This window comes from Ensifer sp. (genome assembly GCF_035999135.1).
Lineage (GTDB): Bacteria > Pseudomonadota > Alphaproteobacteria > Rhizobiales > Rhizobiaceae > Ensifer.
Window position 1 is genome coordinate 48,715 of sequence record NZ_DASYGZ010000241.1, and the last position, 13,319, is coordinate 62,033.

8 protein-coding genes, 2 pseudogenes and 1 riboswitch are annotated in these 13,319 nt (G+C 55.1%); of the genes and pseudogenes, 5 read left to right on the plus strand and 5 right to left on the minus strand.

Going from position 1 to position 13,319, the window contains the following annotated elements; genetic code table 11:
- Positions 1 to 77: 77 nt before the first annotated feature.
- Together VGO12_RS31490 and VGO12_RS31495 are read left to right on the plus strand one after the other, a co-directional pair.
- Positions 78 to 710 carry an FkbM family methyltransferase gene (locus VGO12_RS31490; protein ID WP_327516666.1) on the plus strand — a complete coding sequence of 211 codons (633 nt, stop codon included), beginning with the start codon at positions 78 to 80 and terminating at the stop codon, positions 708 to 710.
- Between the two features lie 459 nt (positions 711 to 1,169).
- Positions 1,170 to 1,763 carry a class I SAM-dependent methyltransferase gene (locus tag VGO12_RS31495; RefSeq protein WP_327516667.1) on the plus strand — a complete coding sequence of 198 codons (594 nt, stop codon included), beginning with the start codon at positions 1,170 to 1,172 and terminating at the stop codon, positions 1,761 to 1,763.
- Positions 1,764 to 2,653: 890 nt separating this feature from the next.
- Here the strand turns inward: VGO12_RS31495 and VGO12_RS31500 are convergent.
- The 4 genes and pseudogenes from VGO12_RS31500 to VGO12_RS31515 all read right to left on the minus strand — a co-directional run bounded on the left by VGO12_RS31500 (position 2,654) and on the right by VGO12_RS31515 (position 7,997).
- On the minus strand, positions 2,654 to 3,232 hold the full coding sequence (locus VGO12_RS31500; RefSeq protein WP_327516668.1) for a class I SAM-dependent methyltransferase: 579 nt from the start codon (positions 3,230 to 3,232) through the stop codon (positions 2,654 to 2,656).
- A gap of 615 nt (positions 3,233 to 3,847) precedes the next feature.
- Positions 3,848 to 4,350: pseudogene (locus tag VGO12_RS31505) on the minus strand (IS66 family transposase); the annotation flags it as partial.
- 1,192 nt (positions 4,351 to 5,542) lie between these two features.
- Positions 5,543 to 6,130, minus strand: a complete 588-nt coding sequence (locus VGO12_RS31510) for a hypothetical protein (RefSeq protein WP_327516669.1) — start codon at positions 6,128 to 6,130, stop codon at positions 5,543 to 5,545.
- Positions 6,131 to 6,605: 475 nt separating this feature from the next.
- Positions 6,606 to 7,997: a BNR repeat-containing protein gene (locus VGO12_RS31515; protein ID WP_327516670.1), complete on the minus strand. Its 1,392-nt coding sequence runs from the start codon at positions 7,995 to 7,997 to the stop codon at positions 6,606 to 6,608.
- Between the two features lie 1,207 nt (positions 7,998 to 9,204).
- Between VGO12_RS31515 and VGO12_RS31520 the strand changes: the two genes are divergently transcribed.
- On the plus strand, positions 9,205 to 10,386 hold the full coding sequence (locus VGO12_RS31520) for a glycosyltransferase family 2 protein (RefSeq protein WP_327516671.1): 1,182 nt from the start codon (positions 9,205 to 9,207) through the stop codon (positions 10,384 to 10,386).
- Positions 10,387 to 11,244: 858 nt separating this feature from the next.
- Here VGO12_RS31520 and VGO12_RS31525 read toward each other — a convergent pair.
- Positions 11,245 to 11,472 (minus strand): helix-turn-helix transcriptional regulator, encoded by a 228-nt coding sequence (locus VGO12_RS31525; RefSeq protein WP_327516672.1) that lies wholly within the window; start codon positions 11,470 to 11,472, stop codon positions 11,245 to 11,247.
- A gap of 28 nt (positions 11,473 to 11,500) precedes the next feature.
- Between VGO12_RS31525 and VGO12_RS31530 the strand changes: the two are divergent.
- Both VGO12_RS31530 and thiD read left to right on the plus strand, forming a co-directional pair.
- Positions 11,501 to 11,890, plus strand: a pseudogene (locus tag VGO12_RS31530) (LysR family transcriptional regulator); the annotation flags it as partial.
- Positions 11,891 to 12,146: 256 nt separating this feature from the next.
- Positions 12,147 to 12,250: riboswitch (TPP riboswitch) on the plus strand.
- A gap of 118 nt (positions 12,251 to 12,368) precedes the next feature.
- Complete coding sequence (thiD, locus tag VGO12_RS31535; RefSeq protein WP_327516673.1) at positions 12,369 to 13,205, plus strand: bifunctional hydroxymethylpyrimidine kinase/phosphomethylpyrimidine kinase; 837 nt, start codon at positions 12,369 to 12,371, stop codon at positions 13,203 to 13,205.
- The last annotated feature ends 114 nt before the right edge of the window (positions 13,206 to 13,319 follow it).

Below are 13,319 nucleotides of genomic sequence, written 5' to 3' on the forward strand. Positions count from 1 at the left end.
GGAGGCTATTTTATCAGCGGAGATACCTCGTATAAGAGTTGCGGGTGCTTAATGCCCGCTCTTGGAATGTGATCCCAATGTACGAGCCCTTTGCAAAAATCCGAAAACATGTGCCAGGCTACAAATTTGAGGTTGTTTTCGACGTTGGAGCCAATGTCGGAAATCTAACAAAACAGTTCCATGAGGAACTTCCGTTGGCGAGAATATTTGCGTTCGAACCGGTGTTGTCAACGTATGAGGCTGCGTGTGTGCAGACCATAGATTGTAGCGGAGTGACCATATTAAATTTAGCGCTCGGCGCGTCAGAGGGGACGGCTCACATGACGATCGGAGATAACTCTGAGATGAACAGAGTCGATCGGCGTCGTGGCGATCATGTGGTGCAGATGAGCACGGTTGATCATATTTGTTCGGGTCGCCAGATTTCCGGCATCAGCTATCTCAAAATTGATACGGAAGGGCATGACCTCGAGGTATTGCGGGGGGCGTCGCATATGCTCCAAAATACCGACTTCGTAGAATGCGAGGTTAGTCTCAATAGATACAACAAATACCATGTTTTGTACGATGATGTGAATGGCTTCCTCGAACCATTCGGCTTTGGTGTTTTTCATTTATTTGAACAAACGATGGAGTGGATTGCAAAGGCACCCATTCTGCGGCGTGCAAATGTCGTTTTTGTGAGCTCAAGAATTTACGGGAATGTCTAATGTCGACATGTTGTCGACGGTGTCGTACCCAACCTACCAAGAGTGCAGGCGGCATTATCTATGGCGCGAAAATCAGTGGCGACGGAGGCTGCTCGCAGGCACTGGATTGGGGGAAACAATAGAAGTTGCAGTTTGAGATGGATCACGCTCGAGAGAGTAAGGGTAGTAGGTATAAGAGCCCAATCTGTTCAAATCTCTACCGAAACCGGGAAGTTTATCTCGTTTAGGCGCTGCATTCGCAGGACATGCTAGCGCGAGTTTGCAACATGCGCTCGTGCAAGATAACGTGCGCTGCGGACGCGGTAGAGGACATGGATTTTGTCAGGTTTTTTCAAGAAGTACGAGGGCTTCTGCCCTATATGCCAAAAGCACGCATCATTCCAGGCGTCCGGCGAGTGGTTTCGAGGCCGATTGATCTGCTCAACATGTCCTAATGGGTCGGTTCCCAGAGAGCGTGCTTTGGCGCTCGTCTTGGAGGAAACGTTTCCACATTGGCGATATTTGCAGATTCACGAATCGTCTCCGATAAGCCGGGGGATTTCGGTCAAGCTCGCCCGTGAAGCGAGACACTTAGTTCAAACTCAGTTCTATCCGGATCTTCCACGCGGATCGACCGAACGGGAATTCAGAAACGAGGATCTACAGAAACTCACGTTTGAGGATAGGGCATTCGACCTTTTTATTTCGCTGGACGTTTTGGAACACATTCCGGATCCAGAGGCGTGCATCAATGAAATTTGGCGTACCCTGAAACCTGGCGGCGCCATGATCAGCACGTGGCCCGTCCGCAACAATCAGGTTGACGCCGTCGAACGGCGTGTCGTCTTCAACCACGATGGAACGCTGACGCACCTCAAGCCCGAGGAGTGGCACGGCAATCCTGTCAGCGACAAGGGTGCACTTGTGACGGTCGATTATGGCTACGATATCCATAAAAAGATAGCGGAGTGGAAGCCATTCGATGTCCGTGTGTATCGCTTTGCCGATGCGACGCATGGAATTTTGGGAGAATACACCGAAGTGTTTCTCGCTCGCAGACCGCTGAACTCATAACGTCAGATGATGTGCGTATCGTTCCGGTTCGGGATACTAGTCAGGCACGAGCATCACGACGCCAGTCAAATAGTTGTGACGGATGTCATCCGACCAGCGCCGCCGAAACTGCCGCGGCGCACCCTCGAGCCGTTCCGGAACGGCTTCGATCATATGGAAGTTTCTAGTTCCAGAGCTAGGCGCAGACATAGAAGCTCACAGTTTGTGAATCGTCCGTCCGCAATACAGGCGCCAACGCTACCAACGCCAGATGGGGTCAGCTTGTCGCTTACGTTTGATGACGGGATGTGAAGCCAGCGACGGCATGATGCCGTCGGGGCATGGTGGGCTATGATTGGAATGGCGCTCGAGCCGCCGTATGAAGATCGCGCTGTTCGTCGTGATCTAAGTCAATTGCCCATATCCATGGCGTGGTTCCTCGAGTGTCGAAACGAGAAACAAGATGCGAATGCGATTCACTACATTTCTCCCGAACGGCGCGGCCGCCTTACCACGGAAACAAACTGAGGTGCAATGCTGTGGAGGCTACTGCAGCCGATGACAACTAGCGGCTGCTGAAGATTCCAAGCTTGATCGGGCGCATGTTTTCTACTCTGTTAGCCAAGAGACCTACCACTAGCAAACAGAAAGGTTGTTACTGGGGCTTTTGCAAGATGATGACGTCTTGCCCATCATCGCAATGTTCGTGGTACCCGGACCAAGTCCCGTTCAAAGAGTTGACTATCTTAAGTCCAGAGGAAGCGTTTGCTGCCTCTATGGCGCCCTTCGCAAAAGCCGTCGCCCCGCGCGGAGACTCTGGATTGTTGATATAGCATCCCGGCTCGATCTCGTGCTCAAATCGCAGATCCCACTGGGTGAGGTTCGTTTCCCTCGCCTTCGCAAGGATTGCGTCATCCATGAAAAAGCAGGTCGCGAAAACCTTTCCCGCCAGGCGCTAAAATTCGATTGAATTCCTTCAGGTAGTGGCCGATCTCATTTCGGTACATGTGAATGAATACCGAAAAAAGAAAGATCTTATCTACGCTCCGCGCCCCCGCCGGCAACCGAACGTCCTCCACCCGCATTTTCCCGGTTGGGTGGTGTAGATCGTCTTCTATATCGAGGTGGTGGAAAGAGAAGTTTGCATACTTCGACGCGACATTCTCATTCAACCAATCAACAGATGGCCTGATCAAATCGATCCCTTGATACACACCGGTCGTGAGTGTTTCAGCAAGTGGAATGGCGTCATGCCCGATCCCACAACCAACTTCAAAGACACGGTCACTCGGGCGAATATCGATCCAATGATGGATTAGGCTCTGATGATGAAGGGCTATCTCACCAAAGTTTTCCGGCCCACCACCCGTCTTGTTCGCCAGGTGAACAGGGACATCATAGTCCCTGTATTTGAATGTCTGGTGCTCCATCTCGACCCGCCCCTTTTTCGTTGCGCTCTGATGATGCAACCTTTTCGATACCAGTGTCAAAGTTGGTTCTCCTCATCAGGGCGTCACCAATTGTTACCGAGGAGTTGCTTCCCGAGGATTCCGCCAAGAGCTGGAAAGTAAGGTCGCCCGACTGGGTGATACGCAGGACGCCACTTGGGCAGTGCGAGACAGTAGCGCCAGCGGCTTTCGCGTTGCGCTCAGAGATCGACGATCTGTCCACCCGAACGCTGCCAGGGCTGTTCCGGAGAAACCCAGGTAAAACACCAGGTCTCCTGCAGTGCCGCCTTTAAGTGCACGCACAAAGCCAGAAGTGAGATATCTCTCGCCTTTGCATATCTTCAAGCTCCCGTAAGTCGCGACGGCCCCGGCCGTGGCAGTAATTGTCACTGCACCTCCGTTTTCGACATTGGCGATTTCTATGTTGCCTGCAGTGATTGCTGCCGCCCGAGCTATCCTCATAAACCAGCGCTACTGCATTCGGGAAAACACCTGTTGCAGTGATGCGGCTGGTCTTTAGGAACGTCGAAGACCCGCTAACAAGTACCGTTTTCGAGGGAGCCGTGTGACGGATGTCATCCATGGTCACGCGAACCTAGTTCTTCACGTCGACCCCGTTCCACTGACCGTTAACTGCAGCATCAGATGCCTGGTTGATCAATGCAAGATTTTTAATCGAGCTGTCGTCGCAACCGAAGACTCAAGCGCGTCGATTTCACTGCTCGGCCAGCCGTTGGCAATGCGCTCGAGGGTCTGACTGAGCCAGTTAAGCGGATCGATATTGTTCATCTTCGCAGTCCGCAACAGCGTCGCGATGGTTGCCCAGGTCCGTCCCCCGCCGTCGCTACCGGCGAAGAGGGAGTTCTTTCTCGTAATCGCCTGGGGTCGGATTGCTCGCTCGACGATGTTGGAGTCGAGCTCGATGCGGCCGTCGGTCAGGAAGCGCTCGAAGATGGCGCGACGCGAGATCGCATAGCGGAGCGCCTCAGCCAGTTTCGATTTACCGGAGACCCGCGGCAGGGTCTTCTGCCAGAGGCGTAGAAATCGGTGACAACCACCGCAGAGGTTTGCTGACGCGCCGCGACACGGGCCTCGGGGCTTTTGCCGCGGATGGTTTCCTCGATCTGCCAGAGCGTCGCCGTTGCAATCTCGGAGCTTTTGCAGCGCGTGCTGCTGACCTCGATGAGATACGTGGATCGACACCCAATTACGTTGACGGGCACAGTCGCCCGATAGGTCCAACGGGTTCGGTCGATTCCGGTCCGACCGGATTGCCATCACTTCAATCGCCGTCGCATTACCGAAATTCGGGCACGGTTGCCTCACGCAGTCGCGCGATAATTCTGGCCGGTGGTCATCACTGCTCATGCGACCCTTGCGGTCTTATTGGCCAGCGCGACCGTTGCGACATTTAAATGACGCCGAGATAGAGATGGCCGAGTTTCGCTGGTCTACAGTTTCGACACGAGCCGCCCAGACAGTCTGTTGGCAGGACAGACGTTCCCGATGAAGAATCGCGACATCATCTATCTTTCTATCTTTCTATGTTTCTATGTTTCTAGGTTCTATGTTTCGCCTTTCGCCTCACCTTACGACAGACATCTCGAAGCTGCTTGGCATCGCCGGCAAACCGCTGCAGGTAGCAAACACAGGCGTAAACGCAGTGAACAATGCTATAGATATGGGCGACTGACGCTCAAGCTGCATAGCACGCCAAGCATCCCTGCTAACGAGAGGGGCTTTTCTTGCCCGATATTATATGACGTCTTCAACGCACCACGAAAGCAGCGGCGGCAGTGCCCTTCGCGAATTCAGACCACGACGAACAGCAATGCGCTCGCGATTACAAGCAATGCGCCGATCGCTGCTACAACAATCGTTATTAGTTCCCGATCGCGCTTGGGGTGCTTGTCCATGCCGGCCCTCTCGTCTACCGTTCCGCGACTTCTCTGACGACGTCGCTGCTTTCGCCGCAACATTCGGTGGCGATTTCCAAACAGCGTTGCCGTTCCGGGGCAATAGCCTCAGCGAACATCTTCGTCGGGTCGCGTGCCCGCGCGTAAGGTGACGGGCCGAAAGGCTCCATGCTGCTCTGGCAATTTCGTCAGGGACCATGATTCGCCTCGGTTGATAATCAACTGAGAGTAGGCGGTTTCGCTTTTCTGAGACGTGCGCTCGTATTAGGCGATCCTGTTCGATCAGATCGGCCAATTGGGGAAGCCGGGCCGGCGCGTACGCCATCCCTGTGACAACTGGCTAACCCGGTTCTCAAAGCTTCGGTTTCAGATCGCTTTGCTTACGAGATAGGTTGTGAAGACGGACATATTAGTCCGCAGTCGCTTAGACAGTCTGTCAGATTTGAAGCCCTTTTGAGGTGTACTGCAATCCCGCCGCCTTCCATGCAACAGTTGTCAGCCACCGATGCGGGGCAATCCATCCGGTACGATCCATGCCGAGCTGCTCGAAGTGGGTGTACCTAAAGCCGTGATTGTCGAGCTCGTCGATCATAGGAGCGTATCGCTTGTCTTCTGTGGTAATGCGCTCCGTATTGTCGATTACGATTATCCCGTTGGCTGCCAAAAGGTCTTGCCTCAATGCCTCCTTAAGGCAGAGGAGGCGGTCTCGCCCGTCGATAGATATCAAGTCAAAATTGGCGCCACCTACAAGCTCTGCAACCTTGGTTGAGTATGGTCGCGGGAGAAGGTGCACGCGCGCGTGATCTATCCCTTCGATTTCTAAGTGGCCCGTCACTTTCTTGCTCCACGCGGCGTCGTGTTCGAAGCTTATGAGTACCGAGGACTTGAACGCAAAAAAGAGCGTGCTTGCCCCACAACCGAACTCCAGAACTCGGGGCAATTGATGCGTCCGATCCTTCGTCCCGGCTGTGAAATTGCAAATGAATTCGACGGAGTCATCCGTCATCCAAGGCACCGAGCGCATGTGTTCCCCCTTAGCAGCAGCATTGGCTAGGCGTTCATTTCGGGCGGCGGTATTACCAAGTTTCCCGGAATGAAAGAAGGCGATCGACTTTTTCTTCTAGGGCCTAGCAGTCGCGTTCTTGTTTGGCGATCATTGCGGCGCCGTAGCTTTCGATCAAGTTAGTAAGCGCGAGGAAGTTTCCATCAGCAAGTTTCTTTCGATTGGGGAGCCGCATCATTACGCTCGCGCGTCCGATCCGATCAAAGTCCACCTCCTGAGTCTTATCTGGCGATCTATCAATTACAACGGTTAGAGCACGGCGAAAGGGCTCGTGCACTTAAACTTTTCCACGCCCACAGCATCCATTCTCTCTTATGCAACCGCCCCAAGGGGAAAGCAATCATAAGCCAATAGCGGAATGGAGGCCGCGTCTATCGCTTCGCCACTGCTGTGTGCGGAAATTGCTCTCGCGCAGTGCGTTTCACGAGGCCAAGGCCTAGGGCACGAATATCAGCGGTGATGGAGGTGGGACGCACACCCTAGGTTCGGATGAGGTGCATTCCCGTGGCTGATCTCGATTGAGGCCCTGAGAAAAGTAGACCATTGAACCGGTCGTCCTCTCGCCCATTCCGTCGATTCTAATTCCGCGTGCGTTTAGGCGTGCGTCGGTGAGACCCGGTGGGGCTGAAACTTTAAGGGGAGATGCCGCAACTGGTCTAGGGCCTATGATTCGCGCATCAGCGACCAAGAGCGTATCAGTGTCGAACAAGACGCGCCGAGGCGGTTCTCCGGGAAAATTGATGGTTACGCTGGCTATCGCGCTGTCGCTAAAGCTCAGATCTCCAAACGTTGGCAAATTTGGCACCGTTCCTAGGCCCGCAGCAAGCGATTGGTTGCCGGCGGCCGCAATGGTTGACCGACGCCACTCTCCTGCGGATGGTGATGCGGCAACAATAATGTTTTTCCCGTCGGGACCATAGCGAGTGTACGTCACTATGGGGACCCCGGCAGGCGTCACACTGACTCGCGCTGAGTTGAGTAGACCCTGGTTTTCTCCGGTGGCTTCGATCATCGTGCTGCTGCCCGGGTCAATTGGCGTCGTAATCGGCTTGCCGTTCTGGTCTGTCCAGCTCACAAAATCGCGGGTGCGCGCATAGGTTATCGCATAATTGGTCGCCAAGTCAGGGGAGCGTCGCCAAACGACCGCTAAATGAACGTAGCCATCTTTCGACACTCGGAAGACGGAAGGGTAGGCGCTCGTCGGCGAACCTTCCCAGGTCGAGGCAAAGATTGGAGCGCTAAGCGCGCGTCGCCAGGTTTCTCCGTCACGCACATTCACGAACCATCCGCCGTCACCGCTTAAGCCGTTACGGTACACGAAATACAGATTGCCGTCCGACCCGTTGATGAAGTTGGGATATGTGACCTTGTCCTCATCACGGCCGATCATTGGAGACATGGAGATGTCGCTGATGTTACCCGGTCTAGCCGACACACCGTAGACCAAAGGGCTGCCGTGCATGTTGGCGGCAATGTGAAGTTGTCCGTTCCGGTCAAAGGCAAGGGCCACCCTATTGTGGCTGTCCCAGCCCGAAAATTGAGACGGTAGACGGGAGCGACACACGACACTCGAATTAAGATTGAGATCCGCAACGGTCAGCCACCTATCGGCATCGTAGTAGCCAAAGTAGACCACGTCGCCGCGAGCGATCGCATCAAATGGGACGGTCGCGCCGGACCAACTGCTATCGATTTGTATGCCCTTGCGGCCGTCACCAACAGACACCGGAATGCCTGCTTCACACGTAGAAGCGCTGGACTGATTGTAGCTGAGCAAGTGCAGTAGAACGGTCCCAGCGAAAATTTTTTTCGGAAGTGATTTGATCATTTTAGAAGCCGGAGAATGTTGACTTAACTGTGCTCCTCTCCATCGAGTCAACATGGCGATATGTGGGCGCTCCAGGTAAATCTTGCGCTGGATTTCATCGAGGACTACCCACGTCTTTTCGACTAACCCACCCAAGGACATCACGTTAAAGACCGCCTGCCGCTAGAATGGCTTCAGCCGATTATGATCTGATGAACCATCATCGCGCGTTTGAGTACTCGATAAGGCGCACTATCACTTCAACATCAACATCAACATCAACATCAACATCAACGGATTCGGACGTGGTCGGCGGCGACTACACGATAGCTGACAACGTGGACACGGCCGACGACGATTACCGGCAAGTTTCCGATGACCGAAACTCAGGGGCACCATGCCGTGTACGTCATTGCGTACCTGGCCGTATTCTATGAGCTCTCGGTCGCCTCGAGACGATCCATCCGAAGGCTTAACCGAACATAGGCGTCAAACAGACAAAACGTGGGGCATAACTCTGATCAGGTGGAGTGATGAATACACTCGATCACAAATTTGGCGGACGAGCTACTAATTTCGCAATTGCGCGTATCGACACCAGCTATGGCGTCCGTCTTTCAAGCATGGCATGTCGCTGAACATAGTTCTTTGGAGGGGAATACGTGCAGGATAAGGCTGAAACAGGGCAACCACGTGATCTGCTAGAAGAGACTTTGGCAACCGCCGTTCAGGACCAGCGAACTGTCGATGAGCAAAGGAGAAGTACTGCGCCCCTGTTAGATGGGATGTCCTTTCACGAGAGCATCAGACACGACGATGATCGCGGTAGCGTCACCGAGATATATGATCCCAGGTGGGGTTGGCATCCCGATCCGCTCGTCTTTTCCTACGTCTTTACGATCCGGCCCAGAATCGTAAAGGGATGGGGACTACACAAGCAACATGAGGACCGTTACTTTGTCTTGAGCGGAGAATTGGAACTTGTACTGTACGATCCAAGGCCAAAATCGAGTACGTACGGCAAAATCTGCAAGGTCTATCTGTCCGGCACCCGACCTCGACTTGTCAACGTACCGAAATTCGTTTGGCATGCTGATCACAACATCGGTACTTCCGATGTTGTTGTCGTTAATTTCCCAACGATCCAATACGATCATTCGAGCCCTGACAAATATCGGCTTCCGATTGACACCGATCTAATCCCGTACAGCTTTGAAGGCGCCAAGGGATGGTGAGCCAGCCACTAATTTCCATTCTAATGCCGACCCATACGCGGGTCGACGTCATCGGAATCGCGATCGAATCTGTCTTGAAGCAAACCGTTGGTGATTTCGAACTCCTTATAGTTGGCGACGGCTGCGCCCCAGGCACCGCGGATGTGGTTCACGGCTTCAAGGATGATCGCATACGTTTCTTCGACCTGCCGAAGGCGCCTCATTTCGGCTATGCGAATAGGAACATCGCTCTCCGCGAAGCGCAGGGGAGGTTCATAGGCTTTGCCGCGGATGATGATATTGTACTGCGGGATCATTTTGAACTTCTGATAAAGGCTCTCGGACACGGCGCCGCCATTGCTCACAGTCAGGCCTTTTGGGTTTCGACCGACGGCATAGCAGCTCCATTCCTAACGAACCTTGAAATGCCGGACGAACTCTCGCATTTTATGGAGCGCAAGAATACGATCCCGGCGAGCTGCTTTCTTTATCGAGCTGATAGCCTGCCATCATTGGATTCTTGGCCGGAAGACCTTCCGGCTGCTGCCGATTGGCGCTTATGGCAGCGCATAGTCCGTGAAAACCCGGAACCCGCCGTGGCCCATTGTCGGCAGCCCACGGTGTTGCACTTCTCTGCCAAATGGAAGCGCTCTCGAGAATCTGGGATGAGGCAATTAGCGAGTATGCTGTCTATCGCTGATGTTGCTGATTGGTGGCCGGCGGCACTACGGGTACCAATTCCCTCGGGTCAACCTGAGCAGCAAGCCTACGCGGATCTCCTAAACGCCGATTCAGAGGAGTGGACTGCCGCAATCCGGCAGGCAGGGCGAGATCTTACTGCTCGCTTGGCCTGGGACGACTTGCAAATTATTCGCCCAGCATTGAAGGCTGCGAACGAAAAGTCCGCGACTGCGCAAAAGGAACTCGCAGCAGCGCGCACGGAAACTGCGACCTATCAAGCCCAGTCGCGAATAGCGGAAGACGGCTGGGCAATGTCGGATATCGAAATGGAAGCGTGCCGAAAGAAAATTGATTCTTTGGATAATCGCCTTAACGAAGCGTTACACGAATCCAGGTGTCTGGTGGCCGAAGTCGAACGGTTGGCAGGCGAACTTAGGCGAATTCGGGCATCTACTGCTTGGCGCGTGCACGAAACAATTAAGCGACTCCGATGGGGGCGCAACAAAGCGTCGTAATTGGCCTCAGCAGCGGGTGTCGGGACTCACGACTTCCAATCCCAGATAATTCGTAGGTGTGTTCCGGCGTGCAAAGACGCAGCTTTGGTGGTCATAGATTACATCCCATCCCGATGAGGCGGGCTTGGGGCAGGTCAATCTTTGCGCGAGATAGCAGCGGAGCGGGTCGTCGTGACCGGTGGTCATAGGACGCGCAATGGTCTTGACCCAGGACGCTCGGTTTAAGGCGCTGTCATCGACCTTTCTTCTTTTTCGACTGCTTTTGGTCCACTTGGTAATTACTCGAAGGCATCCGCAGACCCCAACTTTTGAGTTGCCTCCATTACTCCGCTCCGTTCCGATGTGCGGCCGCCGATTGAGCGTCAAGCGAGCGCGGGTAGAGTTGTTGCGGGAAGCGTTCGACGCGCATGGCAGCGTCCGGTGGTGGCGCGACGCCATGGTTAGCTCAACAAATGCGCAACAGCCTTTCGTCTGACTGTGGGAGTCGCCCCTACCTTCCTTTAGCAGCATTGTCGAGCGTCGCGTTCGCCCGCAGGCGCATTCAGATGCGTGTTCTGATCACGCTGTGTTTTCAGTCGTCTGAACTCGGATATCTCGATGTTACTTAACTTGAATTCTACTTATAGTTGGTGGCGCCGCTGAAATCGTGTCCGCGGCAAAAATCCGGGGCGTGCCTGCCTGAGAGCAAGTTCAGGCCGACTTTCGCCCGAAACTACTCGTGTCGCATATAGTATAGGACGGTATCTTTTGGCGGAAACTGGCGCATCGGCGAATGTCGGACCCACGGCATTTCTCTCTGTTTTCCGGACACTTACCTTGTCCTTGTTGCGGCCGCTCGTCGCCAGGTCGTGAGCGGCTCTATAGCAGTTGTGCCTTCTGGGACTTGCTCAAGAGTGAGCCGATCTCGCATTCCACAGCTTGAGCGAGTTTTTGAAGTGTAACAATAGTGGGGTTTTTGGCACCGCGCTCTAGGTGACAGGCGTACGAGCGCTCGATACCTGCCGCCAGCGCCAGATCATCTTGCGATATCTGTCGCGCAACCCGCAATCGTCGAAGATTCAGAGCGACCAGTTGCCGTACATCCATGGCTGCTGCACCTTCAAAGGAGGTTGCGATGGAACTTCGCCAAGTCTCGTTCTTCGTCGCCGTGGCCGAGGAGCTGCACTTCAATCGGGCGGCAGTGCGGATGTGCGTTGCTCAGCCGGCATTTAGTGCGCGCATCCAGGCGTTGGAGAAGGAGTTGGGTGTCCGACTGCTGGATCGATCGACGCGGAGGGTCGAGCTGACGCGGGCGGGGGAGGTGTTCTACGATCGAGCGGTTCCGATCATTGGCGATGTCGGGTTGTCGATGGACGTGGCGCGATCTGCGGCCGGCAAGGCGGCGCGCAGGATCAAGATCGGAACAGTTTACCCGGCGACCATCGGCGCGTTGCCGGCGTTTCTTGCCCGCATCGGCCGGAAGTTCCCCGAGGTCGCACTGCATGTCACGGGTCTTGGCATCGGTTTTGCACCGGAATGGACGAAGGACGTTCCGAACCGCAACTTCGAGCTCCTGCCTGTGCGTCGTTGCGTTCGACAAAAAAATAGAGTCAGCGCGCCTATGAAGTAGAACGCTCAGGTAGAAAGCTTCTAATGTCGTAACGACAATAGGGGCCTTCCTCGCAATTGCTACACCTTGGATTCCCCCAATGGGATCGAACCGTCACACCCGATCGGCAAACTCCGGCGATTGACATCCCCGCCCCCACTCCCCTAGCATCCCTCCCGCCCAGGGGCGCACCGTCACGGTGCTGAGATGGCGGTGAGCCAGACCCTTGAACCTGATCCGGATCATACCGGCGTAGGAACGGCAAGGGCTCCTCCGCTCATCAGCTGTCTTTGCGCTTTTGCCCGGGTCTCCGTCTGTTCAGGGAGATCGCTTTGCTGGTGTGTGCTTTTGATATTTCGAACCGAAAAGACTTGGGCCTTGTGCAGGTGGGCCGATGACTGCGATTGCCGTTACCATTGCAGGCTCGGATTCCGGTGGAGGGGCCGGGGTCCAGGCGGATCTGAAGACGTTTTCGGCGTTGGGCGTCTATGGCGCCAGCGTCATCACGGCGGTCACCGCGCAGAACACCCGTGGGGTGTCTGCGGTGGAGGATATCTCCGCGGCGGTCGTTGCGGCTCAGATCGATGCGGTGTTTTCGGATCTCGCCATCGGTGCGGTGAAGATCGGAATGGTGTCGCGGCGCGAAACGATCGGGGTGATTGCGGACGGCTTGAAGCGCTATGACCGGTTGGCTGTCATCGATCCGGTGATGGTCGCGACCTCAGGCGATCATTTGATGCGGCCGGATGCGATCGCGACGCTCAAGGAGGAACTGCTACCGTTTGCGCTTGTGATGACGCCGAACCTGCCCGAGGCGGCGCTCTTGACCGGACGGGCGATCGCTGAAACCGAAGCCGAGGTCGCGCGTCAGGCGGAGATGCTTCTGAAACTCGGTGCACGTTCGGTGCTGATGAAGGGCGGGCATGCCAAGGGCAGGGATGCGATCGATTTCCTCTATAGCCAGGCGGGTGTGCTGCGCCTGTCGCGGCCACGCATAGAGACCAGGAACGATCACGGCACCGGATGCACCCTTTCGGCTGCAATCGCCGCGGGCCTTGCCAAGGGCAAGCCGATTGCGGACGCGGTTACGGCCGCCAAAGCCTATCTGCATGACGCGCTCATCGCAGCGGCTGGTCTGACCGTCGGTCAGGGGCGGGGGCCGGTGCATCATTTTCATCACTGGTGGAGCGGCAGCGGCGACCACAGCGTTGCGCCTTTGGACGACGCCTAGAGCATCCTGTTTTCAGGCGGAATCACTTACGGTCAGAAGGACGCTTGCGGATCAGAGCATTAGAGCGTCCTTTGCACGCGCGTGGGAACGCGTGCGCCCTGACCACAGCTGCGC